Raw genomic sequence first — 1,987 nt, forward strand, 5'->3', positions numbered from 1 at the left:
GTCACACCTGTTCCCATACCGAACACAGAAGTTAAGCTCAGTAGTGCCAAAAGTAGTTGGAGGATCGCCTCCTGCGAGGATAGGACGTCGCGATGCAATTTGGAAAGAGTTCACAGTAAAATGTGAACTCTTTTTTTGTGTACAAATACAATAAATACCGTCTTTTTAAGTAGGGTGCTTAGATTTAAAATTTATTGATTGAAAAAAATCTATCAACAACGGGATTTATTATTGACTAGAATGAATAATAAAAAATTGATAAGCCACATATTTGGATGCTATAAAAAGAAGTACTGAATAAATTTCATGTTTTTAAATTTGAAGTCAATCTAGTACAGCATAATGGCATATAAATTGATAGTACGTGATAAAAATAGCCTATAATTACTAAATGAAATGGCAAGGATATTTATGTATAATAGTCTAAGATAATAATACATAGAGGTACATAATGAGTCATATTAATTTAGAGAACAGCATTGATTATCGTAACTTGGGGTCTGATTTTAAGGGCATGACTAATGAACAAATCATGCAAGCCTTAGATCAGCGCCGTGGAGATATGATAACGGTGTTGCAAAATCTGACGCATGATTTTAATAAGGCGACTGCTGTTCGTAATCATAATGCTTTTTCGGGACGTGAAATTGTTTTTTTAAACCCTGATAATCCAATGGATAAAGAAAATAGTGAAGGTGCTAAGAAATGGAATAAAAAAGGGGCAGTTGGCGCACAACATTATGAACATATTAGTCATCATCGGATAATGGATTATCAGAAGTTGTTTCATAAATGGCATCAAGAAGATTATGTCATTTACGCAGTAGATAATACACCAGGTTATGAACTACATAATGTGTTTGAAACGACATTTCCTAAAAAGAGTGTCTTTCTGTTTGGCGAAGAACAAATTGGGCTAGCAGACGAATTAATTAAGGCAGCTGACAAAATGATTTATATTCCTCAAACAGGGTCAGTACGTTCATTAAATGTTTCTGTTGCCCATGGTATTGTTGCAGCATTATATACGGCACAACATCCAGTACCAATTGATTGATCGTTAAATATTTAGGCATTTAAAATTTAACCTAAAAAAGAAGCCGAGTACTACATTAAGAGATATTTTGAAAGTTAAAATAAATATTTAGCTTTCGAAATATTTCTTATTAGTGACTGGCTTCTTTTTTCGTGCACTCAGTATAATTAAGATTGAATAGGGGTGCAATTTTAAAATAATATTGTCGATAGTGGTATTATAAGTTAATTTCAAATTCTAAATTATTATACTGATCACGTTCACGGATTTGACGATAACCAAATTCTTGATCGTTTCGATCTAATAAATCAGTATGCCAAGTTATTTTTTGGCTGAAATTAGCAAACATTTCTTCCTTAAGTTTATTCATTAATAAAAGAAAAGCTTGTCCTTCATCAGCGGTCATAGCTGCATATAATCGTTCATCATTACCATATTTTTTAGATATGCGTTTTAATTTAATGTTCATTACTTGTCTTGTATAAGCTGGGTTTCTGTTTAGACGAACACTAACATTAATGTGATTATAGTGGAAATCACGGCTATATTGGAGTAGCATTGCTAAAAATTGGTTGGCATCTATTTTATTGTTTTTATTTGACATTACCTATATCCTTAATGTATATATTATCTTTTAAATTAGTATAACACGTAATAAAAATTATTATTATAAACAAAGTTGTTAAAAACACTTGCATTATGTTGCATAAGGGGTTATTATATAAAAGTTGTCTTTTGCAAGACGTACAATTATTAATAATCGATTCATTTAAGTTATATGTTTATGCAATGAATTTGCATTAGACAATATGTGATTTCGAAGAAACATTTAAAAAAGATGTTGACAAATTCGTATGAGTTCTGTATTATTAATTAAGTTGTCAGCGAGACAACAACGTTGATCATTGAAAACTGAATATCGTTTCGATAGAACAAATGTGTAGGGTCTTC

2 protein-coding genes and 1 rRNA gene are annotated in these 1,987 nt (G+C 31.0%); 2 read left to right on the top strand and 1 reads right to left on the bottom strand.

The genetic code is table 11. The features are described 5' to 3' along the window. Window positions 1-96, top strand: a 5S ribosomal RNA gene (gene rrf, locus FFM55_RS09695); the annotation flags it as partial. A 355-nt stretch (window positions 97-451) separates the two neighbouring features. Next, a complete protein-coding gene (locus FFM55_RS09700; RefSeq protein WP_042494698.1) occupies window positions 452-1,057 on the top strand; it encodes a TrmH family RNA methyltransferase in 606 nt (201 codons plus the stop codon). Between the two features lie 196 nt (window positions 1,058-1,253). Here FFM55_RS09700 and FFM55_RS09705 read toward each other — a convergent pair whose 3' ends face one another. Next, on the bottom strand, window positions 1,254-1,640 hold the full coding sequence (locus FFM55_RS09705) for a hypothetical protein (RefSeq protein ID WP_042494697.1): 387 nt from the start codon (window positions 1,638-1,640) through the stop codon (window positions 1,254-1,256). Between the last annotated feature and the right edge of the window lie 347 nt (window positions 1,641-1,987).

This window comes from Weissella sagaensis (assembly GCF_005405285.1).
Taxonomy (GTDB): Bacteria; Bacillota; Bacilli; order Lactobacillales; family Lactobacillaceae; genus Weissella; species Weissella sagaensis.

Excerpts from the sequence above, each read along its gene's own strand:
- FFM55_RS09700 (WP_042494698.1), top strand. The coding sequence starts at position 452 with ATGAGTCATATTAATTTAGAGAACAGCATTGATTATCGTAACTTGGGG.
- FFM55_RS09705 (WP_042494697.1), bottom strand. The coding sequence starts at position 1,640 with ATGTCAAATAAAAACAATAAAATAGATGCCAACCAATTTTTAGCAATG.